The 578-nt window shown below is 44.5% G+C and carries 1 protein-coding gene; it reads left to right on the top strand.

What is annotated here, in order from left to right; all coding sequences use genetic code 11:
* Positions 1–475 (top strand): HAD-IC family P-type ATPase (locus ACS8FD_RS23100; RefSeq protein ID WP_439277576.1); only part of this gene is annotated, 475 nt, incomplete at its 5' end.
* Positions 476–578 lie beyond the last annotated feature (103 nt).

The following is a 578-nucleotide window of genomic DNA, read 5'->3' as shown; positions in this document are numbered from 1 at the left end:
TGTCATGCTCACAGGTGACAATAGCCGTACAGCAAAAGCGCTTGCCAGTCAGTTAGATATAGAGTGGCAGGCTGAGCTGTTACCTGAAGACAAGCTACGTCTGCTAAGCGAGATGAAAGACAACAACCAAATAGCGATGATTGGTGACGGCATTAATGATGCACCAGCACTAGCAACAGCAGATGTCGGTATTGCTATGGGTAGTGGTACCGATGTGGCTATCGAAACGGCTGATATTGCACTGTTGAAAAGCCGCGTGATGGACGTTGCCAATCTTATTGTACTATCGCGTGCCACGATGACCAATATTCATCAAAATGTGACGTTTGCGCTCGGACTAAAGGGCATATTTTTGATTACTACTGTGTTTGGTATTACAGGACTTTGGATTGCGGTACTGGCCGATGCTGGCGCGACGGTTCTGGTCACGCTCAATGCTTTGCGTTTACTGCGCTTTAAAGAGGTGAGATTATAAGTAATGCCGCATATTCGTCTTATTTAGTATCGACTATGCTTCTTGGTACTTTTTTAACCTCGCTATTGATAAGGGTCTACCTTAAATAAGGTTAGTTATCTAA

The organism is Psychrobacter sp. 1U2 (assembly GCF_051847575.1).
Note: the sequence above shows the minus strand (reverse complement) of the source record. Positions and strands in the feature narration are given on the sequence as shown.